Origin of the sequence: Nonomuraea indica (assembly GCF_002850745.1) — a bacterium.
In the GTDB taxonomy this organism is placed as follows: Bacteria; Actinomycetota; Actinomycetes; order Streptosporangiales; family Streptosporangiaceae; genus Nonomuraea; species Nonomuraea indica.
The window spans coordinates 16,841-40,725 of sequence record NZ_KZ559481.1; the positions used below are offsets into that span (position 1 = coordinate 16,841).

Consider the following 23,885-nt stretch of genomic DNA (forward strand, 5'->3'; position numbering starts at 1 on the left):
GGCGGGGGTCGCCGCAGGCGGGGTGGCCTCGTGAGGTGGCGGCTCGGGTACTCGGTGGCGGTGCCCGGCATGCCCGGCGTGGAGCTCGGTGGTGGGGTGCCTGGTGGGGTGCTCGGGACTTTTCGGGATCGCCGGGAGGGCGAGGGCTGCCCGTCGTATGATCGTGCCCTCCCCGCCGCCATCGAGTGGGGAGACGTGTGTGCGCCCGTCCGTGATGCCCGTCCTGCGCGCGTCCGTGTCGCCGGTGCCGTCGTGGCCGGCGCCTGTCGCGCGGCTGACGGTTCCCGTGGCCGTTCTGGTGCTCCTGACCGCCGGTTGCGGCGTGGCGCCGCTGCCGGCGTGGCCGTCGGACCGGATCCCGGCCCTGGCCGGCCGCCCCTCCCCCGGTGGCGCGCCTCACGCTGCCGCCGTCGCCCGGCCGCGCCCGGCGCGGGTGCCGCGCGCCGCCTCCGGCCGGTACGCGGTCGTGCCCGGCGCGGCCCCCGCCCGGCCGGGGCAGGGCGCCGTGGTGCGCTACCTGGTGGAGGTCGAGCACGGCCTGCCGTTCGACCGGGAGACGTTCGCGGCGCAGGTGCACCGCACGCTGAACGACCCGCGCGGCTGGGCGCGCTTCGAGCGCGTCGACCACGGCCCGGTACGGTTGCGGGTCGCCCTGTCGAGCCCCACGCTGACGGACCGGCAGTGCCTGCCGCTGCACACCGGAGGCCGGTTGTCCTGCTGGAACGGCCACCGTTCGGTGATCAACGCGCGGCGGTGGGCCCGCGGCGTCCCACAGTACGGGGGCGACCTGGGCGCCTACCGCAGCTACCTGGTCAACCACGAGGTCGGGCATGGTCTCGGCCACGGCCACAGCACCTGTCCGGGGCCGGGCAGGCTCGCCCCCGTCATGGTGCAGCAGTCGATGTCGCTCGACGGGTGCCGGCCCAACCCCTGGCCGTACCCCGCGAAGGGCGCGGACACCCCATGATCCCGCTAACCTGACCCTGTCGCGATATATCGCCGCATCGGGAACACCGAGCGCGACTCGGTCGGTTGAGCATTCACGGAACGGAACTCCAGGGGAGAGTGAGCGATGGCACGACTGCGGACGGCACGACGGATCCTCATGGGCGGGGCGGCCCTCGCCGCGGCCGGGTGGGCGCTGCGCGACGTTCCCGCCGAGCTGGGCGTGCGCCCCCTGACGTCGGGACCGGACCGCGTGGCCCGGATCCGGCGCTCGCCGCAGTTCAGGGACGGCGTCTTCGTCAACACGATGCCGGAGACCACCCTCGTGACCACGCCGCCGAGCGGCATGCTGCGCGAGCTCGCCCGGGATCGCGACCAGCGCCGCCCCGCCGGCCCCGTGCCACTGCGGGTGCCGCCCGCCGGCGAAGCGTCGGCCGGGGTCCGGGCCGTCTGGTTCGGCCACGCGACGACGCTGGTGGAGATCGAGGGGCGGCGGGTGCTGTTCGACCCGGTGTGGAGCAAGCGGCCCTCGCCCTCCCAGCTCGCCGGTCCCAAGCGGCACCACCCGATGCCGATGTCGCTGCGCGAGCTGCCGCAGGTGGACGCGATCGCCATCTCGCACGACCACTACGACCACCTCGACATGGCCACGGTCCGGTCGCTGACGGCCCTGCAGCGGGCGCCGTTCCTGGTGCCGCTGGGCATCGGCGCGCACCTCGAGCGCTGGGGCGTGCCCGCGTACCGGATCATCGAGCTGGACTGGGAGGAGGAGGCCGAGGTCGCGGGGCTGCGTTTCGTCGCGACGGCCGCGCGGCACTTCTCCGGCCGCACGCTCACCCGCAACGACACGCTGTGGGGGTCGTGGGTGGTGGCCGGGCCGGCCAAGCGGGTGTTCTACGCGGGCGACTCCGGCTACTTCGAGGGCTACCGGGGCATCGGCTCGGCGCACGGCCCGTTCGACCTGACGCTGATGCCGGTCGGCGCCTACAGCCCCGCCTGGCCCGACATCCACATGAATCCCGAGGAGGCGGTCAACGCCCATCTCGACCTGGGCGGCCGGTTGCTGCTGCCGGTGCACTGGGCGACGTTCACGCTGGCGCTGCACCCGTGGTCGGAGCCGGTCGAGCGGCTGTGGCGCGAGGCCAAGGCCCGGGACGTCTCGATCGCCGTGCCCCGGCCGGGCGAGGCCGTGGACGCCGACGCCGCCCCCGCCGTGGACGGCTGGTGGGAGACGCTGGCCTGACCGTAGAGTCGTCGGGTGAGCAACCTGGAACGGGATCCCCGCGAGATCCGGTGCGGCGAGGCGGCGGCGCCCGGCCGTGACGCCGGGATCGAGCTGCTGGAGGGGCGCGAGGTGCCGCTGGGCGGCCCGCGCGCGATGCGGGTGAGCCGGACCCTGCCCAACGCGCGCCGGCGCATGATCGGCGCCTGGTGTTTCGTGGACGCCTACGGGCCGCAGGTCGCGACGATGCGGGTGCCGCCGCACCCGCACACCGGGCTGCAGACGGTGTCCTGGCTGCTGGCGGGCGAGGTGCTGCACCGCGACAGCCTCGGCAGCCTCCAGCGGATCCGCCCCGGGCAGCTCAACCTCATGACCGCCGGGCGGGGCATCTCCCACTCGGAGGAGTCACGCGAGGAAGAGTTGCACGGGGTGCAGCTCTGGGTGGCGCTGCCCGCCGGTCACCGCGACGTCGAGCCGGCCTTCGAGCACCATCCGGCGCTGCCGGTGTGCGCGGGGCCCGGGTTCCGGGCGGTCGTGGCGATGGGGTCGTTCGGCGGGGTGCGCTCCCCCGCGACCGCCTACACGCCGCTGGTGGGGGCGGAGGTGACCGTAGACGGGGCCGCCGAGCTGCCGCTCGATCCGGCGTTCGAGCACGGGGCGTTGCTGCTCGACGGCGAGGTCGAGCCGCTGACGGCGGGGCCGCTGCGCTACCTGCCGCCCGGCCGGACGGGCCTGTCCGTGCGCGGGCACGGCCGGCTGCTGCTCATCGGCGGCGAGCCGTTCGCCGAGGAGATCGTGATGTGGTGGAACTTCGTCGGCCGCGACCACGACGAGATCGTCGCCTTCCGCAAGGAGTGGATGGGGGGCGAGGCGTTCGGCACCGTCGAGGGGTTCGACGGGGCGCCGCTCCCCGCCCCCGTCATGCCCGGCACCCGCCTGCGCCCGCGGGGCCGCACCCGGTAGCTACGGGCGGGTGTAGGTGTAGATCACGTCCAGGTTCGTCGCGTTGGCCGGCATGTCGAGCAGGGTGCGCACCGCCGTGCCGGTGAGGTCGAGGACCTGGAGCTGGTTCCTGGCGCCCGGCCCGGTCCACACCCAGCACACCACGTGCTCGTCGTCGTACCAGGTGGCCAGGCTCACGCACGGCGAGGTGAAGCGTTCGAGCTCGGCGCCGCTGACGGCGTCGTACACGCAGTTGGCGCCGTTGCCGAGCCCCGGGCAGTTGGTGACGAACCGCTCCCCCGACGGGGAGAACAGCGACTCCGCGACGGCCGCGCCCACGTTCGGGATGTGCCGGACTCGCCTGCCGGTGGGGTCGAAGAAGCGCAGCGCCTGCTGGGTGGCGTCGTTCGCCAGGGCGACCACGCCGCTGTCCAGGTGGTCGAAGCCGTAACGGATGCCCTTGAGCGAGCCCTCCCTGAGCGAGGCGAGGCGCACCTGCCGGGTGGTCACGTTCACGATCGCGAACCCGGTCGACTGCCAGACGCCCTTGACGGGGTTGCCGAGGTTCACCAGGACACGGGTGCTGTCGCGCGACCAGGCCTGGACGTAGGCGCTGAGCGGCTGCCGGGAGGTCGCGACGGTGAACGTGCCGCCGGTCACGCGGTCGGTGATGCGCACGGTGTCGTGGCCGTCGACGAACGCCTTGCCGCGGCCGGCGAGGTAACGCCCGTCGGGCGACATAATGTTCTCCCACAGGTCCGGATATTTGGTGAAAGGGCCGGTGAGGGTGTCGCGGGCGTAGTAGACCCAGGTCTGCGTCTTGGGGTCTCGCACCTTGTACGTCGTGAGCCTGACCGGGTCCGCCGGGCTCTCGTACAGGGTGCCGGACGTGCCGGCCGGGCTGGAGGTGACCAGGCCGGTGGTGGGCACGGGCGTGCGGGTGGGGCTCGGCGACGCGGTCCCGGCCGAGGTGCGTACCGGGTCCGGACGGTCGCGCAGGTTCACCACGACGACGGCGATCACGGCGACGAGCACCACGACGGCCGTGGCGGCGACGGCCACGGCGAACCCCAGCCCCTTCCTCCTGGCGGCCCCCGTCGTCCGCCCGCCCCCGTACGGCCCCGAACCTGGAGTCCCGTACGGGCCCGGACCCGGATGACCCCCGGAACCCGGCATCGCGGACGCGCTCTGGCCAGGCTGCGGGTGGATGGGCGGACCAGGCTGCGGGTGGGCAGGTGGGCCAGGGCGGGGGTGGACGGCGGGTGGCGGAGGGGGCACGGGACGCGGCTGCGGGTGGGGGCCCGCGCCGGGCGCGCCCACCGGGCCGGGTGCGGCGGACGGGCCCGCGCCGGGTGGCCGGCCGCCCGGCGGCGCCCACGGCGGCGTTCCGCCGGGAACCGGCTCCCGACCCGGGGGCGGCGGGGCGGGGACGGCGAGGACGGCGGTGGCCTGCTGGACGTCGGCGGGGTTCGAGGCGGGCTGCTCCAGCAGGCGGCGGATCACCTGCTCGGCCGTCGGCCGCAGCGCCGCGTCCTTGGCCAGGCAGGCCGCGACCAGGTCGCGCAGCGGCCCGCCGAGCGGCGTGAGGTCCGGCTCGGTGTACAGCACCCGCTGGACGGTCAGCGGCGCCGTCCCGGCGGCGAACGGTTCGCGCCCGGTGGCGGCGTACACCATCAGGCAGCCCCAGGCGAACATGTCCGCGGCCGGCCCGACGCGCTGGTCGAGGATCTGCTCGGGCGCCATGTACGCGGGGGTGCCCACGGGCGTGACGGTGATGGTGGGGGTCGCGTCGAGCGCCCTGGCGATGCCGAAGTCGATGATCCGCCAGCCCTCGCCGCCGAGCAGGACGTTGGTGGCGCTGAGGTCGCGGTGCACGATGCCGGCCCGGTGGACGGCGGCCAGCGCGGTCGCGGTGCCGATCGCCAGCCGGTACAGCGCCGCCTCGGGGCGGGGCCCCTCCTCGGTCACGACCTGCCGCAGCGACGGGCCGTCCACGTACTCGCTGACGATGTACGGCCGCCCCTCCCACACCCCGGTGGCGAGCACCTGCGCGGTGCAGAACGGCGCCACCCGCTGGGCGGCGGCAGCCTCCCTGGCGAAACGCTCCGCCGCCACGGCGTCGCCCGCCAGGTGGGGGCGCAGCCATTTCACGGCGGCCAGCCGGCCGTGCCGGTCGGCCCCGAGGTAGACGACGCCCTGGCCGCCCTCGCCGAGCCGCCCCCGGAGTGTGTAGCCGCCGAGGCCGGCCGGGTCACCGGGCCTGAGCTCAGTCACAGACGCCATGACAAACTGTCTTCACTTTTCCTTGCAAGCCACTTGCACCGGAAACCCGACCATACCGTTCACCGCCCGGCACGGGACTAGAGTCGGGACGAAAACCATCGCCGGCGAGGAGGCAGCACCCGCATGGAGGCCATGACGCCCGAGGACGCCGTCCGGGTGACCGACCCCCTGGAGCGTGCCGGCGTCCTGTCGCGCCTCATGGCCGAGCACGCGGGCCTCCTCGCCGAAGCGGCGGAGCTGCGCCGGGCGGCCGTCGCGGAGGCCCGCGCCGCCGGCCTGAGCGTGGCGGAGATCGCCGGGCGGCTCGGCGTCTCCCCCGCCCGCGTCGCGTCGATGGCGGGCGGGCCGGAACCGGCGGTGCTCGTCCGCCGCGCCCTGCCGACGGACCCCGCCGTGCGGGCCTCGACGTCGCTGTTCCTGGCCGAGGCCGAGCGCCAGGGGCTGGAGGCGGGCCGGCGGATGCTGTACGTGGGGCCGGAGCCGGCCGCCGAGCACGTGGCGGCCTGCCTGCGGGTCGAGCCGGGGGCCGAGGTGATCGCCCGCCGCAAGGTGATGACGGTCGGCGGGATGCCGGTGCGGGTGGCGACGAGCTACTTCCGCGCCGATCTGTTCGGCGGCACCCGCCTGGCCGAGCCCGGTTTCGTCCGCCCGTCGCTCCAGTCGGCGCTGGTCGCCCTCGGCCACTCCTTCGGCCGGGCCGAGGAGACCCTCACCGCCCGCCCGCCCGTCCCGTCCGAACGCGAGACGCTGGAGCTGGACCCGGGCGAGTGGGTCGTCCAGGTGCTGCGCGCCGGCTACTCGACCGACGACACGCCGGTCCACGTCCTGGAGACGATCTGCGCCGCCACCCGCCATGTCTTCACCGTCGGCCAGGTCCCGGGCCACGACGAGTTCTGACCTTCCGCGGGCACCGGTTCGCGACGACGCCGTCGCGTCCGCGGCGGACGGGATCGCCGTGGACCGGGCCCTTGGAGCGGGGTCCGTCAGCGATCGGCCCAGCGTCCTGTCATCCAGGTCAGCGGCAGGCAGGCCAGGCACATCAGCAGGCCGGTGAGGACGACCGCCGGCAGGCCGCTGCTGGTCAGGGACCAGCCGCCGAGCAGCGCGCCCCCCGCGATGCCGGCGTTGACCGCCGAGGCGGGCAGCGTGGCGGCCAGGTCACGGGCCGGCCCGGCCAGGGTGGCCACCCGGTACTGCAGTGCCGGCACCAGGCCGAACCCGACCAGCCCCCAGACCGGCAGCGCGACGGCGACCAGGGCGGGAACGGTTCCGGTCAGATACAGCAGGCCCATGGCCAGCACCAGGACGACGTTGGCCGCCAGCAGCGTGCGGGAGGCGTCGCGGTCGGCCGCCCAGCCGCCGGCGAAGGTGCCGATCGCCGTGGCCACGCCGTAGGCGAGCAGGAAGCCGCTGACCTGGGCGTCGGAGACGCGGGTCACCTCAAGGAGGAAGGGCGTGATGTAGGTGAAGACGGTGAACTGTCCGCCCAGCAGGAGCACGCCGACCGCCAGCATGACCAGGACGCGGGGGGCGAACGCGGATCGGGCCTGAGCGCGCAGCCCGGGCGCCTCGCCGGTGGTGACGGCCGGGATCGCCAGGAGCAGGCCGGCCAGGACGACCACGCCGACGCCGACGATCACGGCGAAGGAGCCGCGCCAGCCGAGTGTCCTGCCGACCAGCGTCCCGATCGGGACGCCCATGGCGGTGGACACGGCGATCCCGCCCAGGACGATCGCGATGCCTCGGCCCATGCGCTCGACGGGCATGATCGAGCCGACCGCCGCGAAGGCCGCTCCCACGAACGCGCCGTGCAGCGCTCCGGCCACCACCCGGGCCACGAGCAGGAGCTCGAAGGTGATCGTCGTGACCATCGCCAGGGTGGCCAGGAGGAAGGCCAGCATGGAGACCCACAGCAGGGTGCGCCGCCCGACGCGGATGGTCACCGCGGTCAGCAGGGGCCCGCCGACGGCCAGGCCCAGGGCGTAGGCGGTGACCAGGGTGCCCGCCGTGCCGACCGTCACCCCGGCGTCGTCGGCGATCAGGTCCAGCACGCCGACGATCACCAGCTCGGTGCTGCCCAGGACGAACGTGGCGAGGAACAGCGAGACCAGAGCCAGGTTGCCACGGGTCCGGCTCAAGGTCGGGGAGGGATGCATGTCGGACTCCGGTCGCATCATCGGTGGGGGTTTCTGCGCCGACGGCTGTCGAGCAGCGGCCGGCCGGGGGTGGTCTCTCAGGTCTTCGTGTTCACCGGGCCGGCGGCACGCCTGTCGCCGGCCCGGTGGCACGGGTCCGGGAGCCCGCCCGGTTCATTCGGCCGGTGTCATGGAGATGTTCCAGAAGTCGGCGTAGCGTCCGCCGCGGCGTAGCAGCTCGTCGTGGTCGCCTTCCTCCACGATCCGGCCGTCGTCCAGGAAGACGATGCGGTCGGCGCGCTGGACGGTGCGCAGCCGATGCGCCACCATCACCACCGTCCGGCCCGCCATGAGGCGTTCGATGCCGTCGTGGACGGCCGCTTCGTTGATCGGGTCGAGTGCGGAGGTCACCTCGTCCAGCAGCACGATGGGCGCGTTCTTCAGCAGCGCCCTGGCGATGGAGACGCGTTGGCGCTCGCCGCCGGACAGCAGCGCGCCGCCCTCGCCGACGTTGGTGGCCCATCCGGCGGGCAGTCGTTCGATCACCTCGTCCAGCCGCGCGGCGGTCGCCGCCGCCCGTACCTCGGCCTCGGTGGCGCCGGGGCGGCCGAGCCGGATGTTGTCCTCGATCGTGCCGTCGAAGAGGTAGACGTCCTGGAAGACGATGGCGATCCGCGCCATCAACGCCTCCGTGTCGATCCGGCGGACGTCCACGCCGCCGACGCGTACCGCGCCGGAGTCGACGTCGTAGAAGCGTGCGAGCAGCTGCAGCAGGGTGCTCTTGCCCGCGCCGGAGGGTCCGACCACGGCGAGCCGCCGCCCCTCGGGCACGGACAGCGAGACGCGGTCGAGCACGGTGCGGTCGCCGTGCCGGAAGGTGACGGAGTCGAAGTCCAGGCCGTGGTGCGCCGGCCGGATCGGCTCGGCGGGTTCCGGCAGCGGCTCGGTGCGCAGCACCGTGTCGAGCCTGTCCAGCTCGGCGCGCGCGCTGCGGAGTTTGCCGCCGATGTCGGCCAGCGACAGCAGCGGGTCGGCGCAGCGGGCGGCGAGCACCAGGATCGCCAGGAGCTCCGCGGCGCCGATGTCCCCGCCGAGCGCGAGGTAGGCGCCCAGGATCAGCAGGACGGTGAACACGGCCTGCACGGTGAGGGTCAGGCCCACCGCGCCGGGCAGCGTCGCCAGCACGGTACGGCGGGAGGCGCGCTCCACCTGTCGCAGCGAGTCGTCGAGCAGCGTGAACCGTTCACCGGTCCGGCCGCCGGCGCGCAGCACCGGCTGGGCCTGCAGGAACTCGATGACGCGGCCGGCGGCCTCCTTGTCGCGCTCGTGCCGGTCGGCGTCGGCGGCGGCCGTGGAGCGGGCCGTCCAGACCTGGATCGCCGCCACGACGGGGGCGGCGAGCAGCGCGGCCAGCCCCAGCTGCCAGTGGAAGGCGAGCATCACGGCGACGATCGTCAACGGCGTCACCAGGGCGGAGACGAACGGTGCCAGCAGGTGCGCCGCCACGCCCATCGCCTGCAGGAGGCCGCGGCTGGCCATGACGGACACCTCACCGACCCGGCCGGCGTCGTACCAGCCGACGGGCAGCCGGGCCAGGTGCTCGCCGAGCCGGTGATACATGCCGCGCAACATCGTGGTCCCGACGCGCATGCCGGACAGGTCGCTGATGTAACGCAGCACGGCGTAGAGCGCGACCGCCGCCCCGAACGCGCCCAGCCACGGCACGGCGTCGGCCGGCGTGCTGCCGAACAGGGCCCGCAGCACGGGGACCAGCAGCGCGTACGACAGGCCTTCGGCGATCGCGGTCGTCGTCATCAGGGCGACGGTGCGCCGCATCGCCCGCGCGTGGTCGTCTCCGAGGACGCGCAGCAGCATTCGGATCATCGGGGCTCATCTCCCTGCAGTACGCCACCGTGGGTCTCGGTCTCGCCGGCGGCCGCCGACTGGTGGGATCGCCAGAGCGCGGCGAACGTGCCGCCTCGTGCCAGCAGGTCGGCGGGCCTGCCACGCTCGACGATCGACCCGTTCTCCAGCACCACGACGGTGTCGGCGTCGGCGATCGTCTCCAGCCGGTGGGCGATGACGAGGATCGTCCGGTCGCCGGCCAGCGTGGACAGGGCCCGGCGCACCGCCTGCTCGGTCTGCGGGTCGGCGAAGGACGTCGCCTCGTCCAGCACCACGACGGGCGCCTCGGACAGCAGCGCACGGGCCAGCGCGATGCGCTGCGCCTCGCCTCCGGACAGTCTCGCCTCCTGCCCGAGCACCGTGTCGTATCCGCGCGGCAGTTCGGCGATCCGGTCGTGGATGTTGGCCAGCCGGGCGGCACGCACCACCTGCTCGCGGCCGGCGTGCGGCACCGCCAGCGCGATGTTGTCGGCGACCGAGGCGCGCAGCAGGCGAACGTCCTGGAAGACGAAGGACACCATCCGGTACAGCTCTCCGCCGGCGATGTCGCGCAGATCGACCCCGCCCAGCACGACCGAGCCGTGGGTCGGGTCGAAGAACCGCGGCAGCAGCTGGACCAGCGTCGACTTCCCGCTGCCCGACGCGCCGACGATCGCGGTGACCGTCCCCGGTTCCAGCACCAGGTCGACACCGCGCAGCACCTCGTGCCCGGCCTCGTAGGCGAAGCGCACCCCGCGCAGCTCCACCCGATGCCCTCGCGGTGCGGCCGGACGCTCAGGCTCCGGCAGCGACGGCACCGCCAGCACCTCCCTGATCCGGCCGAGCGCCCGCCGGGCGGCCTGGAGGTCGTCGAAGCCATGGCCGAGGGCCGCCACCGGAGCCGTCAGCCCCAGCCCCAGCAGCACGAACGGCAGCAGGTCGGCCGACGCCAGGCTCCCGGAGGAGATCAGCGCCGTGCCACCGACCAGCACCACCAGCAGCACGAACGGCGGCGACAGGGCCAACTGCATCCCGGCGGCGATCACGGACACGCCGCGCACCCACCGGAAGAAGACAGCGACGAAATCATCGGCGGCCGACAGGAACCTGCGATGAGCGCGCTCGCCCCCGCCGAACGCCTTCACCACGGCGATCCCCTGGACGAACTCGACCACCGAGCTCGCGATCCGCCCCATGGCCGCGTCGTACTCCTCCTGCTCGCGCGTACGGGCAGGCAACATCAGCAGCGGGACCAGCGCCATCGCCAGCACCACGGGGACCAGCGTGATCAGGGTCAGCCGCCAGTCGACCGCGAACAGGTAGATCAGCGACACCAGCGGCACCACGAACGCCGCGACGAACTCACCGGGGGCGTGGGCGATGAACGGATGCACGGCACCCACGTCCTCCCCCACCACCTTGGCCAGTTCGCCGGTCCGGCGGCGGGAGAACCAGCCGATCGGCACCCGCCCCAGCCGCGCGGCCAGCCGCCGCCGCAACGACAACTGCACCCGGCCGTCCAGAACGTGCCCGACACCGGAGGACGCGGCGGTGAACACGAGGCGGACCAGCAGGCCCACCACGCCCCCGATCACCACGGTCCACACGTGGCCGCGGTCGACCGGACCGGCGGACAGCAGAACCCGGCCGAGTTCGACGACCGCCAGCAACGGTGCCAGACCCGCCAGAGCGCCGACCACCTGCAGGATCACCACGGCCGCGAAACTGCGGACATGAGGGCGCAGCAGCCCCGCCATGCTCTGTCCCGCCTCGGGACCGGCGTCCGGTGGCGGCGTGGACCGCTCCCTCGCCTCGGCGAGATCAGTGGCGTTCATCGGTCTCCTGTCTTCGTCGATCTGGTCGCGGCCAGGCGGGCCGGGCGCCGGCTGGACGACCGGTCGTTCCTCTGCCGCTTCCTCACGCGTCACCGCGACCCGGTTCTCCGCATGCCGGACATCGTGCTGCCCGGGCCACCCAGCGGTCGTCGTGCGCCGGGAGACTCCTCCACCTGGCACCTGGGGAGTAGCGTCGGCCGCACTACATCGCGGGGAGTAGTGACGTGCTCATCCGAAGGTCCTGCGGTGGCCGCCCCTCGCCGGTCGCCTCCTGGCGACAGCCCCTCTTGCGAAGGTGCCGCGCCCGCGGCCATGCTCGATTTCCAGCACGAGTCGATCTCCGGGAGGCGCGGTGCACACCAGGGATCCCGGCGTCTCCCGCGGGAGCAGGCCATGGCGGTGACGGCGACGCCGCGGGTCCGGCGCGAGCAGTCGGTCTCCGGCCGGGTGCGGACGCTGGCCGGGCTGTCCCTGCTGACGTTGGCGCTGCTGCTGGCCGCGATCCTGGCCGGGGCGGCCGGCACGGGCTCCGGCCTGCGGACGATCGGGCATGACGCCGGTCCGCAGGTGCTCGCCACCACCGGCCTGTACCGGCAGATGTCGGAGATGGACGCGCTGGTGGCCGAGGCCCTGCTGCTGGGCAGGGAGTACGGCCCGCAGCAGCAGGCCGATCTGACCGGCTACGACCAGCGACGTCTGGAGATCTCCGAGAGCCTCCTCAAGGCCTACCGGCTGGCCCTGGACGACCCCGCCGAGCGGCGCACGGTCGAGTCGCTGGTCGAGGGGCTGGGCCGCTACGAACGGCTGGCGACCCAGGCCCGGCTGCTGGACGCGCAGTCCGGGCACACCGCGGGACGGCCTCCCGACCACGTGGTCGAGGCCTATCAGAAGGCCACCGAGCTCATGCACCGCGAACTGCTCCCCCAGGCCTACAACCTGACCCTGGAGACCGGGACGATCGTCAGGCGCGCGCACGCCGCCGAGCGTTCGGCCTCCTCGCTGGCCCGTTCCGCCGTCGTCGTCACCGGGCTGCTCGCGCTGGCCTGCCTGCTGACCCTGCAGGTCTACCTGGCCCGCAGGTTCCGCCGGGTCTTCGCGCCGGCTCTGGTGGTCGCCGTCGTCCTCGCCGCGGCCGGTACGGTGACCGGCACGGCCCTGCTCATCCGGCAGGGCGAGGCGCTGGAGGAGGCCAAGCGGCGCGGTTTCGACGCGGTGCTCACCCTGACCAGAGCCCGGGCGATCAGCAGGAGCATGCACGGGGACCAGAGCCGCTACCTGCTCGACCGCTTCCGCAAGGACACCTACGAACACACCTTCCTGGACAAGGCCCACACGATCGCCGCCGTCGAGTCCACCAGCCTGCCCGACTACCAGAGCAGGCTGCACCTGAACTTCCAGGGGCTGCTCGGCGGCCTGACGGGCCAGGACCGCCGGCGGCTCTTCGCCGTGTATCAGAACTTCCAGCGGGCCGACGCGCGGATGCGGACGATGCCGGCCGACGCGGCGATCAAGTTCTGGGACGGCGAGCTCACCGAGGCCTACGAGAGCTACGACAAGGTGCTGGAGGAACTCGTCCGGCGGCACGAGTCCGACTTCGAGCGGGCCGTCGACCGCGGCGGCGAAGCGCTGGAGAGGCTGTGGCAGTCGATCCCCGCGGGCCTGGCCGCCGGCGCCCTGCTCGTCCTGGTCGGCGTCTGGCCACGACTCAGGGAGTACCGGTGAGGAAACTGCTGATCTGCGTGGTCCTGCTGCTCACCGCCTGCGGCGCCGGACGGCCGGAATCGCTCGTGGACAAGGACGAGCTGATCGTCGCCATCCGCTCCGACGTCCCGCTGATCAGTTTCGAGCGGCAGGACGGCACCTACGACGGCTTCAACGTCGACGTGGCCGAGGACCTCCTCTCCCGGCTGGGCAAGCGGATCCGCTGGCTGGAGATCAAGGCCGGCGACCAGCTCACCGTCCTCACGGGCGGGCGCGCCGACCTGGTCTTCGCCCACATGTCGGTCACCCCGGAGCGGAAGAAGTCGATCGACTTCGCCGGGCCGTACCACGTCGACTTCCAGGACATCGCGGTACGCCCCGCCGACAGGGACGCCATCCGCGACGTCCGCGACCTGAAGGGCCGCAGGATCTGCTGGGTGCGGGGCACGAACATCGCCCAGCGGATCATCGACGAGCGCCGGGTCCCGGCGATCGCCGTCCAGGCGCCCGACTACGACGCCTGCCTGGAGATGATCAAGGACGGCCGGATCGACGCCATCTCCACCAACAGCCAGATCCTGGCGGGGCTGCTCACCCGGCCGGGCGTCGACCTGCACCTGGTGGGCGCGCCTTTCAACGAGCAACGAACGGCGATCGGGGTGCGCAAGGGCGACATCGACGGCTGCGAGGAGCTCAACCGGGCGATCACCGAGATGTACCAGGACGGCACGGCGCACATGCTGCTCGACAAGTGGTTCGGCAGGTCGGGCATCGACCTGTCGGTGGTCGCGGTCCCGCAGTTCGAGGGCTGCTCCTAGAGGGGCGGCCGGGCGATCTCCGCGCCGAACCTGCCGACCAGGGTCGGCTTGGCGCCGCCCGCGACCGCCACGTCGTAGGGGACCAGCTTGGTCACCGCGGGGTCGGCCGCCTTGGAATGCGCGGGCACCTTGGTGTTGGTGGGCAGGGCGTAGAACTGCACCAACGGCCCCAGCCGCTGGGAGGCCCCGCTCAGCGCCCAGTCGACGTATCTGCGGGCGCCGCCGGGGTTGTGCGCCCCGGCCAGCACCGCCAGGCCGCCGAGCTCGTAGCCGGTGCCCTCCTGGGGGAAGGTCACCTGCAGGTGGGGATAGCCCTGCTCCTGGGCGGCGACGCAGTCATGGGAGAAGACGACGCCGACCGCCGCCTCCTCCTTGGCCGCCTGGACGGCGGCGGCGCTGCCGGACGAGTTGTATCGCAGCACGTTCGGGTGGAGGCGGCGCATGTAGCCGAGCGCGGCGTCGGGATCGCGGCCGTTGAGCTCCATGTGCGTCCACAGGGCGGTGTAGGCGGTGCCGGAGGTGGCCGGGTGGGCGATGGCGACGCCGCCGCGCAGCCGTTCGTCGAGCAGCTCCTGCCAGGACCGGATCGGCCGCAGGCCCCGCTCGGCCAGTTTCTTGGTGTTGTTGCAGAAGGCCAGCACGCCGGCGTAGATCCCGCTCCAGGTGTGCTCCCGATCCGCCCACCCTTGCCTGATTTCACCGGCCATATCGGACTTGTACGGCTCCAGCAGCCCCTGGCTCTTGGCAGCCACGTAGGAGTCGGCCGGCCCGCCGTGCCACACGTCGAACTCCTGCCGCGCCCTGGCCGCCTTGATCCGCTCCAGCGCCTCCCCGCTCGACAGCCGGACGAAGTCGGCCTCCACGCCGGTGGCATCGGAGAACCTCTTGACCATCATCGCGCACCAGCGCTCGCTCGCGCCGCACGCGACGGTGATCTTGTCCCGCTTCGGCGCCGAGCAGCCCCCGGCCAGCAGGACCGCTACCAACGCGATGGCCGACGGCCTCATTGCCTCTCCAAGGGTGCGCCGATGTCTCGCCCGGGTGCCGATCCCATTCGACACTTCCCTCTGCGGATCACGCAAGCGATCTCCGCCGCCCCCCGCGGAGGGCGGCGACGGGTGCCGCCCGCATCCGGTCGCCACGCAGGCGGCGTGCGCCCACGCCGACACCTCGCACGCCGTGTGCCCGCACCGCCGCCACGCAGGCCGCGCGCGTCCGCACTGACGCGGACACAGGCGGCGTGCGTTGACACCGCCGCCGCCACGCAGGCCGCCCGCGTTGACACCGCCGCCGACACAGGCCACGCGCGTTGACACCGCCGCCACGCGGGCCGGGTGCGTCCACGCCGTCGCCGCGTCTCGGTGGCCGCCCGCTGCCGACACCCCTGCGTATCCGCGCGCGCCGACGTCTGGAGGCTGGTGTCCGGCAGCGGATCAGTAGACGGAGATGTGCGGGTGGTCGTAGTGGTTGGCCGTGGCGCCGCCGCGGTCCGACATGGGGCGCCAGGTCCCGGTGCGTACGTGCCAGATGCGCTGGCGGTAGATCACGTACATGATGGCCAGCCGCTTGGCGTTCTTGGTCGCCCATTCGGCGATCTCGTTGCCGCGCTGGACCTCGGCGGCCGACGGCATGGCACCGCCACGGCTCAGCATGAAGTCGCACGCCCGGCCGAGCGGATGCTCGCCGCCGTCCTGGATCTGCCGGTAGCACCCGATGCCGAACGGCACCTCGAACCGTTCCTGGATGAGGGTCCTCACCAGGCGCATGCGGGGCGTGATGTGGTCGGGTCCCCCGGGCAGCTGGGGCACCCAGGTGCCGTCCGAGCGCCGCACGCCGGGCGCCTTGTGGAGCTGGTCGATCTTGTCCCGGATCTTCTCGATCAGCTTCTCGGCGCGCGCCTTGCGGGCGGCGAGGTCCTCGACCTGGTCGCCGAGCTCGCGGGCGCGGGCGGCCGCCTCCTGCTGGGCCCGGCGGTGGGTGTCGCGCACCTGGGCGAACCCGCTCAGCCGGGCGGCCTGCTCGTCGACCAGGTGCTGGGCGAAGGCGAGCCGGCGCAGGTAGTCGTCCGTGCCGGGGGTGGTCTGCAGGAACAGGGTGGGCAGCGAGGAGGCGTTCATGTACTCGGTGACGGCCATCGACCGCAGTTCGGCGGACTCCCGGTCGAGCACCTTCTGGGCGGCGGTGAGCTTCGCGCGGGCGGCGTTCTCGGCCTTCGCCGCCTTCTCGTGGGCGATGCGGCCGTTGTAGTAGTCGGTGATGAGCGCGTCCGACTCCTTCTGCAGGGCGGCGAGCTCCTTCTTGAGCTGCTCGACCGTCGGTTTCGGCGCCGCCTGCGCGGGTGTCGCGCTCACCGCGAGAACCAGGGCCAGCACCGTGCCGAGGAGGCGCAGCGCGCCGCGCCGACGGTCGGCGGGGGACGCAACCGCCACAGTGCTCCTTCACCCGTGCCTCTACTTCCGATGGAAGATAGTAGGGGATCACCTCACTTCGGCGTACATTTCCGCTTTTTCGAGGGATCGACTCCCGGGCTGAACGCTCCGGACATCGTGGTGCGGCAGGACACCTGACCACCGGATGGACCCGGGTAGCCCCTTTGGCCGCCGTGTGGACGCAGGTGGCCCCTGGCCCGGACGGCCCGTGGCCGCTGTATGGACCCAGGTGGCCCGTGCCCCCCGGTGGACCCGGATGGCCCGTGACCACCCGGTGGTCCCAGGTGGCCCGTGGCCGCCCGGATCGACGGCCGCTCCATGTCGGGTGCGGGTGATGTGTCAGCGGTCGCGGCCGGGCGAGGGGCGGCCGGGCGAGGGGCGGCCGGGCGAGGGGCGGCCGGGCGAGGGGCGGCCGGGCGAGGGGCGGCCGGGCGAGGGGCGGCCGGCTGTGCCCACCCCCGACGCCGCCGGGCGTGGTCGCCGCCGGCGCTCGTGCCCGCGCCCTCGCTCAGACGAACGGGCTGACGAGGCCCGCGAACTCCTCCGGACCGACGATCCGCACGCCGAGGCCCTCGGCCTTGGCCCGCTTGGAGCCGGCCTTCTCCCCGGCCACCAGCAGCGACGTCTTCGCCGAGACGCTGGAGGACGCCTTGCCGCCGGCCCGCTCGATCAGCTCGTTCATCTCGTTGCGGGTCAGCTCCGCCAGCGCGCCGCTCATCGCGCCGGTCACCACGACAGACATCCCGGCCAGCGGAAGCCCGGAGACGCCGCTCTCCTCCGCGCCGGCGGCGCCGGGATCGGCCGGCGGCGTCCAGCCCGGCTCCGTCATGGTGACTCCCGCCCGGACGAGCTTGTCGATCAGCGGACCGAGCTCGGCCAGCTCGGCCACCACGACCGGCGCCTTCTCCGGGCCGATGCCCTCCACCTCCTGGATCGCCCCGGCGTCGGCCTGGCGGATGGCGTCCATGCTGCCGAAGTGTGCGGCGATGCGGCGGCTCATGGACCGGCCGGTGCCGCGGACCCCGAGCGCGCAGAACACCCTGCGCAGAGGCTGCCCCTTGGCCCGCTCGATGGCGGCCAGCAGGTTGTCGGTGCTGGTCTCGCCCATCCGCTCCAGGCCGAGCACCTGCTCGCGGGTCAGGGTGAACAGGTCGGCGAAGTCGCCGATCAGCCCGGCGTCGAGCAACTGCTGGATGCGGTTCTCGGCCAGGCCCTCGATGTCGAGCTGGTCGCGGCCGACGGCGTAGCGGATGGAGGCGATCGCCCTGCAGGCGCGGCCGCGCACGCACCGCCACCGCTCCTGGGAGGAGTCGATGGCGTCGCCGCAGGAGGGGCAGACCTGCGGGATCTCGATCGGCTGCTCGTCACCGGTGCGCAGGTGCACGACCGGGGCCTCGACCCGGGGGATGACGTCGCCGGCCTTGTAGACCACCACGCTGTCGCCGAGCATCAGCCCCCTGCGGCGGATGTCCGCGACGTTGTGCAGGGTGGCGTAGGTGACGACGCTGCCGTCCAGCTCGACGGGCTCCAGCACAGCGCGGGGGGCGATGATGCCGGTGCGTCCGGTGTTCCACTCCACGCCGATGAGCTTGGTGATCTTCTCGGTGGCGGGCAGTTTGTACGCGACCGCCCAGCGCGGGGCCCGCGAGCTGAACCCGGCCTGCGCCTGGTCGGCGGCCAAGTCGCACTTGATCACGATGCCGTCGATGCCGAACGGCAGCTCGGGCCGGGCGGCGGCGATGTGCTCGACGCGCTGCCGCACCTGCTCCAGCGTCTCGGCCGCGATTCCCGCGACCGGCGTGGCCGCCGTGGTCTGCACCCCCTGGGCGGCCACCCACTCCATGACCTCGCTGTGCGGCAGCTCGCGCAGCCGCGCGGCCGGCTCGGAGTCGTCGTCCGGCTGCGGGAGCGCGCCGTAACCGAAGAACGTCAGCTCGCACACGTAGGGCCGGTCCTGGGCGCGCAGCGTGCCCGCGGCGGCGCTGCGCGGATTGGCGAACGTGGTGCCGTCGTGGGCCTGGCGCTTGGCGCACGCGTCCTCGAACTGCGGCGTGGTCATCATCACCTCGCCCCGCACCTCGACGGTGACCGGATCCGCCAGCCGGTCGGGCAGCCCCACGATGGTGCCGATCGCGTGGGAGACGTCCTCGCCCGCGGCGCCGTCACCCCGGGTCACCAGCTGGGCCAGACGTCCCCCGCGGTAGCGTGCGGCGATCGCCAAACCGTCGAGCTTCGGCTCGACGCTCCATCGCGTGACCGGGCGGCCGATCCGGCGCTCCACCGAGGCCGCCCAGCCGGTCAGCTGCTCGGCGCCGAAGACGTTGTCCAGGCTCAGCATGGGCACCACGTGCGGGACGTCTCCGACCACGGCGCCACCCGCGACCTTGCCCGTCGGCGAGGCCGGCAGGATCTCGTCGGGGTGCTCGGCCTCATATGCCTGGATGCCGCGGACCAGCCGGTCGTAGGCGTCGTCGTCGAGCGTGGAGGTGCCGTCGCCGTAGTAGGCGGCGGCGGCGTCCTGGGCGAGCTGGACGGCCTCGGCATAGGCGGTCTGATCGGCGAGCAGCGTGCTCGGCGGCGTCTCGGTCATGCCCGTCATGATGCCGACCTGCACCGACAGTTTCACCCCCGAGCCGGCGGCCTCCGGCCGCGCCGCTTCGGCCCGCCCATGCCTGCTCCACCCGCCCGGACGGCTCACGGCCCGAGGGGGGCGGGCTCGCGCAGGCGGCGGGTGAGCAGCAGGGCCAGAGCCGGGAGGACGCACAGCGTGGCGAGCACGGTGCGCAGGGAGGTCGCGTCGGCCATCGCGCCCAGGGCCGGGGCGAGTACGCCGCCGACGCTCACCGCCAGGCCGAGCGTCACGCCGCCGGCGGTGCCGACCCGGTTGGGCAGGTAGTCCTGCCCGAGCGTGATGTGCAGGGAGAACGGCACGTACAGGGCGATCGCCGCGACGGCCACGAACCCGTACAACGCCGGCCCCGGGACCAGCGCCACCCCGGCGAGCGCGGGGACCGCCACGCCGTAGGCGCGTCGCATGGTGCGGATCCGGCCCCAGCGCCTGGCCAGCCGGCCGCCGAGCACGGTCCCGACCGCGCCGCCGGCGAACAGCACGAACAGCGCCACCCCGCCCGCGGCGTCGCCGGGCTGGACCCGTTGCTGCACGAACAGGCCCAGGAACGAGCTCAGCCCGATGTAGGCGATCGAGCGCAGGACGACCACCGCGGTCAGCACCCGGAACGCCGGCCAGTCGTCGCGGCCGCCCGTCCGCGTGCCCGCCGTGACGCCCGCGCGCCGCCCGAGCAGCGGCACGGTGACCAGCACGCCGAGCACCGCGGGCGCGAGCAGGAACGGCGCGGCGGCGAGCCCGCCCACCGCCAGGACCGGAGTCGCGACCACCGGCGCGAGCGCGAAACCGACGTTGCCGCCCAGCGAGAACCAGCTCATCCCGACGTGGTCGCCGCCGGTCACCCCGCGGGCCAGCCGCGCCGCCTCCGGGTGGTACGCGGCCACGCCGAACCCGGTCAGCGCGATCGCCGCGAGGGTGAGCGGGTACGACGTCGTCAGCCCGACGACCGCGACGCCGCACCCGGCCGCCAGCGTGCCGGCCGGGACCAGCCACGGCATCGCCCACCGGTCGGTGAGCACCCCGCACAGCGGCTGGACCACCGAGGACAGCAGGGAGGCGGCCAGCACGAACCCGGACACGCCCAGATAGCCGTAGTGACGCTCGGACACCAGGAAGGGCACCAGCACCGGCACGATGCCCTGGTAGAAGTCGACGCCGCCGTGCCCGGCGGACAGCAGCAGCCGCTTGTTCGCACGCATGCCACCAGGGTCGAGGGTCAAGCTCCTGGACGGCTTCCGATAATCTGCCAGTGAATGACGCTTTCCCGCCACACGCCGATCGCGCCCACCGGGCTGCGCCGTCTCGCCGCCGGGGCGGGGATCGACGCCCACCACCACGACGAGCACCAGATCGTCTACGCCGCCCGCGGCGTGCTGTCGGTCACCACGGACCGGGGCAGCTGGATCGCACCGGCCACCCAGGCGATCTGGGTGCCGGCCGGGACGGTCCACGAGCACCGTGCCTACGGCCGCACCGACATGCACCTGGTGGGCCTACCGGTCGGCATGAACCCGCTGGGCCTGCACGCCCCCGCCGTGCTGGCGGCCGAACCCCTGCTCCGCGAGCTGATCATCGAGTACACCCGCGACCCGGACGGCGGTGACGGAGCCGAACGGGAGCGGCTCCGCGCCGTGCTGCTCGACCGGCTCAGGCACTCCCCGCGGCACCCGGTGCACCTGCCCACCCCGCGCGACCCCCGGCTGGCCGCGGTGTGCGCGGCACTGCACGACGACCCCGCCGACGGCCGCACGCTGGCCCGGCTCGGCGCACAGGCCGGGGCCAGCGAGCGCACCCTGTCGCGGCTGTTCCGCGCCGAGATGCGCATGACGTTCCCGCAGTGGCGCACCCAGCTCCGGCTGCACCACGCGCTGATCCTGCTGGCCGACAACACACCCGTCACCACCGTCGCGCACAGGTGCGGCTGGGCCTCGGCCAGCGCGTTCATCGACGTCTTCCGCCGCACGTTCGGACACACGCCGGGACGAGGCGCTGACGCTGACAGCGTGGTCAGGGCGCCTGTGCGGTGAAGGTGCCTGACGGCGTGATCAGGGCACCTGTGCGGTGAGGGTGCCTGACGGGGTGTCCGGGGCGGCGCCCGTGAGGAGGCGGTGGACGTTGCGGGCGGCGGTCCGGCCGGCCCGGTTGGCGCCCACGGTGCTGGCCGAGGGGCCGTAGCCGACGAGTTGGACGCGCGGCTCGGCCGGCACCCGGGTGCCGTCCACCGCGATGCCGCCGCCCTGCCGTCGCAGGTGCAGCGGGGCCAGGTGGTCGAGCGCGGAGCGGAACCCGGTCGCCCAGACGATCGTGTCAGCCGGCTCCTCGTGCCCGTCGGCCCACGCCACCCCGTACGGGGTGATGCGGGCGAACATCGGCAGCCGTTCGAGCGCCCCCTTCGCCCGGGCCTCCAGGACGACGGGCGTGTGGCCGAGGCCGGTGACACTGACGACGCTCTGCGGCGGCAGCCCGGCCCGGACCCTGGCCTCGACACGGGCGACGGCCTCACGCCGGGCGTCCTCGCCGAAGTCGTCCTCGCGGATGACGGGCCGGCGGCGGGTCACCCACAGCGTCGCCGCGGCGACGCCGGCGAGCTCGGACAGCACGTGGGCGGCCGAGTGGCCGCCGCCCACCACGACCACCCGGCGACCGGCGAACTCCTCCGGCCCCCGGTAGGCGGCGTAGTGGAGCTGCCGTCCTCGGAAGTCGCGCGCTCCCGGGTAGTACGGCCAGTACGGGCGGGTCCACGTGCCCGTGGCGTTGACGACGGCCCGCGCCGCCCACACCCGTCCGGCGTGCGGGCCCGCCGGGCCGGCGGTGACGAGCAGGCGGTCGCGCGGGCCGGGCGCGACGGTGGACACCGTGACCGGGCGCAGCACACCGAGACCCATCCGGCGCTCGTAGGCGGCGTAGGAGGCGGGCACCACCTCGGCGGCGGGCCGCCGGCCGTCCGCCTCGGGATCGCGCCGGACGCCCGGCAGGTCGAAGATGCCGTGCAGCTTGTCCATGGTCAGCGTGGGAGACCGATGCCGCCACGCCCCGCCCGGCCCGTCGGCGGCGTCGAGCACGACCGGCTCCAGGCCGAGCCGGCGCAGGAAGTACGCGCTGGACAGGCCCGCCTGCCCGGCGCCGATCACCACGACGTCCGTCTCCTCCATGCCTCTGCCAACCGTCTCGTCGCCCGCCGTCTTCCCGGGGACGCGGGCTCAGCGGACGAAGGCCACCGCGCAGGCCGAGGCGATGAGCGTGGTCAGCACGACCATGAGCAGCACCGTGCCGAGCGGGCCGGGACGCTCGCGCGGCGGCTCGGCCCGGTCGGCACGCGGGCGGGCCTGCTCAGCCGGCCGGGACGGCGACGGGGTCGGTGCCGGGCTGGGGGCCGGCTCGCGGCTCGGGCGGACCACCGGCGCCTCGGCCCGCAGGGCGCTCGGGGTGGGGACGGGCCGTGGCGCGGTGCTGCGCCGGGGCCTGCGGGTGAGCGTCGGCGCGGGCTTGACGGGCTTGGACGCCGTCGGCCGTGGGGTCGGCTCGTGCGTGGGCGTCGGGCGCGGGCGGGGACGCACGGCCGCTGGAGCCCGGCCGCAGGCTCCGACGTGCACGGTCAGGACGGGCGCGTCGACGCAGATGGAGATCGGCGGGGCGCTGCACGGCCCGAGGTCGAGTCTCAGCACGGGGAGGTTGACGCACACCGACACGCCCGCCCGCGGCCGCGCCTCGTGCCCGGGGTCGCCGTCTGCGGGCTCCGCCGCCGCGGGGCCGCTCGCCCCGAGGGCCAGTAACGTGCCGGCGACCAGCAGCCGGGCCCGTCTGCCCCGGCCTGCCACGCGGCCGTGCGACAGACGGCGGGACAGGCGGCGGCGCAGACGGCGGGACAGGCTGCGGGACAGACCCCCGCCCGCCGCCCGCCGCGGGCGCGGCTGCCCGATGCCGGAGGCGAGGTGCGGGAGCGCGCCGCCGCCAGGGTGGGCGGCCTCGCCGGTGGAGGCGGGTGCCGGCTCTCGTGACCCCGTTGCCGTGCCCATGGTCACACGCCCCCGGAGATCCGGGCGAACTCCTCCAGCGCGCCCCGGAAGGCGTCGGGGCCCACGGCCAGGGGGCCGTCGAAGACGCGGGAGATGTCCCACGTCAGCAACGCGCCGAACCCCAGCAGCGCCGCCATGGCGAGCAGCGGGACGAGGGCCGCGCCGCGCGGCCGGGCACCTGCGAGGAACGGGAAGACGATCACCAGCAGCCCCGTGACGACGGTGAGGACCAGGACCCCGGGCGGCGGGGCGGCGGCGGCGTCGGCGGCGCGCAGCGCCCGCGCCCCGGACAGCGCCGCCAGGTGCTCCAGGACGTCGGCCCGCGCCTCCATCGCCCCGGCCTCCGTCGCCTCCATGGAGGTCACCCGGGTGCGCAGCGCGTCGAGACGTTCGGTGCCCACCGGATGCAGCCGCCCGTCCCGCATGGCGTCCCACTCGTCGCCGACCACGAACGTGATGTAGTCGCGCAGCCCGGCCCGCACCGTCTCGGGCCCCGTGCCGGGCAGGCCGGCCGCCGCCCAGTAGGCGTCGACGGCCGAGCGGCTCTCGGAGTAGGTGTTCTGCCGGGCGGCGTCGGCCGTGGTCCACGGCACGATGATCGCGATCGCGAAGACCAGCAGGAACAGGGCCGACAGCATCGAGCCCGCGTGACCGGCCGACGGCCCGTCGGCCCGGCCGTCGGGGCTGCCCTTGGCCGCCATCCTGAACACGAGCGCGGTGAGCGCCACCACGCCCACTGCCGCCCCGACCGCGAGCGTGTACGCCACCATGACGATCTCCAACCCCCTGGCGAATACTGACCGTCACTTGACTATCACACTCCGCAGTCAATCGTGAAACCAGCGAGCCAGGAAAGTGACACCTTCCGGCGACTGGACGGCGTCCACCCACCGGCCGGTCGTCCGGAAGTCGCCAGGAGGCGGCGGGGTGGCGTGTTAGCCTGCTCCGACGACCCGCCGCAGCGGCCGGATTCCGTCCCGCGCGCCCGACCGCGGCGATCCCTGCCGCCTGGGGCGGGCGACCGGCGGGCCGACGATGCCCCGCATGGC

At 74.1% G+C, this 23,885-nt stretch carries 18 protein-coding genes; 7 read left to right on the forward strand and 11 right to left on the reverse strand.

Annotated features, from left to right (window positions below; all coding sequences use genetic code 11):
• The first annotated feature begins 199 nt into the window (after window positions 1-199).
• From CXR44_RS31035 to CXR44_RS31045, 3 genes are all read left to right on the forward strand, one after another.
• Window positions 200-967, forward strand: a complete 768-nt coding sequence (locus CXR44_RS31035; RefSeq protein WP_245899602.1) for a DUF3152 domain-containing protein — start codon at window positions 200-202, stop codon at window positions 965-967.
• Between the two features lie 105 nt (window positions 968-1,072).
• A complete protein-coding gene (locus CXR44_RS31040; RefSeq protein ID WP_101789708.1) occupies window positions 1,073-2,188 on the forward strand; it encodes an MBL fold metallo-hydrolase in 1,116 nt (371 codons plus the stop codon).
• Window positions 2,189-2,203: 15 nt separating this feature from the next.
• A complete protein-coding gene (locus CXR44_RS31045) occupies window positions 2,204-3,130 on the forward strand; it encodes a pirin family protein (protein WP_101789709.1) in 927 nt (308 codons plus the stop codon).
• On the opposite strand, the gene CXR44_RS31050 is transcribed toward CXR44_RS31045, so the two are convergent.
• Window positions 3,131-5,383 carry a serine/threonine-protein kinase gene (locus tag CXR44_RS31050; protein WP_180903786.1) on the reverse strand — a complete coding sequence of 751 codons (2,253 nt, stop codon included), beginning with the start codon at window positions 5,381-5,383 and terminating at the stop codon, window positions 3,131-3,133. It abuts the gene before it with no gap.
• A 132-nt stretch (window positions 5,384-5,515) separates the two neighbouring features.
• Between CXR44_RS31050 and CXR44_RS31055 the strand changes: the two genes are divergently transcribed.
• Window positions 5,516-6,289: a GntR family transcriptional regulator gene (locus CXR44_RS31055; RefSeq protein WP_101789711.1), complete on the forward strand. Its 774-nt coding sequence runs from the start codon at window positions 5,516-5,518 to the stop codon at window positions 6,287-6,289.
• Window positions 6,290-6,375: 86 nt separating this feature from the next.
• Here the strand turns inward: CXR44_RS31055 and CXR44_RS31060 are convergent, their stop codons facing one another.
• From CXR44_RS31060 to CXR44_RS31070, 3 genes are all read right to left on the reverse strand, one after another.
• Window positions 6,376-7,548 carry an MFS transporter gene (locus CXR44_RS31060; RefSeq protein WP_101789712.1) on the reverse strand — a complete coding sequence of 391 codons (1,173 nt, stop codon included), beginning with the start codon at window positions 7,546-7,548 and terminating at the stop codon, window positions 6,376-6,378.
• 153 nt (window positions 7,549-7,701) lie between these two features.
• The gene (locus tag CXR44_RS31065) at window positions 7,702-9,411 is read right to left on the reverse strand and encodes an ABC transporter ATP-binding protein (RefSeq protein WP_101789713.1); all 1,710 of its coding nucleotides are present in this window, start codon (window positions 9,409-9,411) and stop codon (window positions 7,702-7,704) included.
• The gene (locus CXR44_RS31070; RefSeq protein WP_101789714.1) at window positions 9,408-11,246 is read right to left on the reverse strand and encodes an ABC transporter ATP-binding protein; all 1,839 of its coding nucleotides are present in this window, start codon (window positions 11,244-11,246) and stop codon (window positions 9,408-9,410) included. Before CXR44_RS31070 ends, CXR44_RS31065 begins: the two co-directional genes overlap by 4 nt.
• 393 nt (window positions 11,247-11,639) lie before the next feature.
• Between CXR44_RS31070 and CXR44_RS39770 the strand changes: the two genes are divergently transcribed.
• Both CXR44_RS39770 and CXR44_RS39775 read left to right on the forward strand, forming a co-directional pair.
• Window positions 11,640-12,968: a hypothetical protein gene (locus CXR44_RS39770; RefSeq protein ID WP_180903787.1), complete on the forward strand. Its 1,329-nt coding sequence runs from the start codon at window positions 11,640-11,642 to the stop codon at window positions 12,966-12,968.
• The gene (locus tag CXR44_RS39775; protein ID WP_180903788.1) at window positions 12,965-13,765 is read left to right on the forward strand and encodes a substrate-binding periplasmic protein; all 801 of its coding nucleotides are present in this window, start codon (window positions 12,965-12,967) and stop codon (window positions 13,763-13,765) included. Before CXR44_RS39770 ends, CXR44_RS39775 begins: the two co-directional genes overlap by 4 nt.
• Here the strand turns inward: CXR44_RS39775 and CXR44_RS31080 are convergent.
• The 4 genes from CXR44_RS31080 to CXR44_RS31100 form a co-directional block, all read right to left on the reverse strand.
• Window positions 13,762-14,772, reverse strand: a complete 1,011-nt coding sequence (locus CXR44_RS31080) for an ABC transporter substrate-binding protein (protein ID WP_101789716.1) — start codon at window positions 14,770-14,772, stop codon at window positions 13,762-13,764. The genes CXR44_RS39775 and CXR44_RS31080 overlap by 4 nt on opposite strands.
• Window positions 14,773-15,198: 426 nt before the next feature.
• The gene (locus CXR44_RS31085; protein WP_245899604.1) at window positions 15,199-16,194 is read right to left on the reverse strand and encodes a coiled-coil domain-containing protein; all 996 of its coding nucleotides are present in this window, start codon (window positions 16,192-16,194) and stop codon (window positions 15,199-15,201) included.
• A 508-nt stretch (window positions 16,195-16,702) separates the two neighbouring features.
• Window positions 16,703-18,784 (reverse strand): NAD-dependent DNA ligase LigA, encoded by a 2,082-nt coding sequence (ligA, locus tag CXR44_RS31095; RefSeq protein ID WP_101789814.1) that lies wholly within the window; start codon window positions 18,782-18,784, stop codon window positions 16,703-16,705.
• 104 nt (window positions 18,785-18,888) lie between these two features.
• Window positions 18,889-20,019 carry an MFS transporter gene (locus CXR44_RS31100; RefSeq protein WP_101789717.1) on the reverse strand — a complete coding sequence of 377 codons (1,131 nt, stop codon included), beginning with the start codon at window positions 20,017-20,019 and terminating at the stop codon, window positions 18,889-18,891.
• Between the two features lie 54 nt (window positions 20,020-20,073).
• Between CXR44_RS31100 and CXR44_RS31105 the strand changes: the two genes are divergently transcribed.
• Complete coding sequence (locus CXR44_RS31105) at window positions 20,074-20,847, forward strand: AraC family transcriptional regulator (RefSeq protein WP_101789718.1); 774 nt, start codon at window positions 20,074-20,076, stop codon at window positions 20,845-20,847.
• 18 nt (window positions 20,848-20,865) lie between these two features.
• Here the strand turns inward: CXR44_RS31105 and CXR44_RS31110 are convergent, their stop codons facing one another.
• The 3 genes from CXR44_RS31110 to CXR44_RS31120 are packed head-to-tail and all read right to left on the reverse strand — an operon-like array spanning window position 20,866 to window position 23,606.
• Window positions 20,866-21,972 (reverse strand): FAD-dependent oxidoreductase, encoded by a 1,107-nt coding sequence (locus tag CXR44_RS31110; RefSeq protein WP_101789719.1) that lies wholly within the window; start codon window positions 21,970-21,972, stop codon window positions 20,866-20,868.
• 48 nt (window positions 21,973-22,020) lie between these two features.
• Window positions 22,021-22,836, reverse strand: a complete 816-nt coding sequence (locus CXR44_RS31115) for a hypothetical protein (protein WP_101789720.1) — start codon at window positions 22,834-22,836, stop codon at window positions 22,021-22,023.
• A gap of 2 nt (window positions 22,837-22,838) precedes the next feature.
• On the reverse strand, window positions 22,839-23,606 hold the full coding sequence (locus CXR44_RS31120) for a bestrophin-like domain (protein WP_144070149.1): 768 nt from the start codon (window positions 23,604-23,606) through the stop codon (window positions 22,839-22,841).
• Window positions 23,607-23,885: the final 279 nt, after the last annotated feature.

Excerpts from the sequence above, each read along its gene's own strand:
- CXR44_RS31040 (WP_101789708.1), top strand. The coding sequence starts at position 1,073 with ATGGCACGACTGCGGACGGCACGACGGATCCTCATGGGCGGGGCGGCC.
- CXR44_RS31055 (WP_101789711.1), top strand. The coding sequence starts at position 5,516 with ATGGAGGCCATGACGCCCGAGGACGCCGTCCGGGTGACCGACCCCCTG.
- CXR44_RS31060 (WP_101789712.1), bottom strand. The coding sequence starts at position 7,548 with ATGCATCCCTCCCCGACCTTGAGCCGGACCCGTGGCAACCTGGCTCTG.
- CXR44_RS31065 (WP_101789713.1), bottom strand. The coding sequence starts at position 9,411 with ATGATCCGAATGCTGCTGCGCGTCCTCGGAGACGACCACGCGCGGGCG.
- CXR44_RS31070 (WP_101789714.1), bottom strand. The coding sequence starts at position 11,246 with ATGAACGCCACTGATCTCGCCGAGGCGAGGGAGCGGTCCACGCCGCCA.
- CXR44_RS39770 (WP_180903787.1), top strand. The coding sequence starts at position 11,640 with ATGGCGGTGACGGCGACGCCGCGGGTCCGGCGCGAGCAGTCGGTCTCC.
- CXR44_RS31080 (WP_101789716.1), bottom strand. The coding sequence starts at position 14,772 with ATGAGGCCGTCGGCCATCGCGTTGGTAGCGGTCCTGCTGGCCGGGGGC.
- ligA (WP_101789814.1), bottom strand. The coding sequence starts at position 18,784 with ATGACCGAGACGCCGCCGAGCACGCTGCTCGCCGATCAGACCGCCTAT.
- CXR44_RS31100 (WP_101789717.1), bottom strand. The coding sequence starts at position 20,019 with ATGCGTGCGAACAAGCGGCTGCTGCTGTCCGCCGGGCACGGCGGCGTC.
- CXR44_RS31105 (WP_101789718.1), top strand. The coding sequence starts at position 20,074 with ATGACGCTTTCCCGCCACACGCCGATCGCGCCCACCGGGCTGCGCCGT.
- CXR44_RS31110 (WP_101789719.1), bottom strand. The coding sequence starts at position 21,972 with ATGGAGGAGACGGACGTCGTGGTGATCGGCGCCGGGCAGGCGGGCCTG.
- CXR44_RS31115 (WP_101789720.1), bottom strand. The coding sequence starts at position 22,836 with ATGGGCACGGCAACGGGGTCACGAGAGCCGGCACCCGCCTCCACCGGC.
- CXR44_RS31120 (WP_144070149.1), bottom strand. The coding sequence starts at position 23,606 with ATGGTGGCGTACACGCTCGCGGTCGGGGCGGCAGTGGGCGTGGTGGCG.